The sequence below is a fragment of the Cedecea sp. B1(4) genome, assembly GCF_059414925.1.
The window spans coordinates 1-294 of record NZ_JCAHMZ010000367.1 but is presented as its reverse complement, the minus strand read 5'-3'; the positions used below and the strand labels follow the sequence as shown (position 1 = coordinate 294).

Here is a 294-nt window from a genome sequence, read left to right as displayed (position 1 = left end):
GCTGGCGTGCGCCAGCAGCGTCAGCACCGTCTGCTTGGGCATCTGTTCGAACAGCGCGATGCGGTCGTTCAAGCGGAGGTGGTCAATGGTGGCGCGCAATTCCTCCTGCAATTCACCGCGGCCAACAATGATGGCGCTGACGCTTGTGTCACCCTGGTCTCGCAGGTGCGCGATGGCTTGCACCAGCGAATCGACATAATTTGGCCGTCCGAGCGCGCCGGCATAGACCACGACGGCACGTCCGGCTTCTCGCCACTGCCGCGCCAGCTGGATGCTCGGATGATCGGAGGCGGG

General features: G+C 64.3%; 1 protein-coding gene. It reads right to left on the bottom strand.

The annotated features are described in order from the left end of the window. Positions 1 to 294: glycosyltransferase (locus ACR6JA_RS23325; protein ID WP_494599924.1), on the bottom strand; the 294-nt coding region annotated here is incomplete at both ends.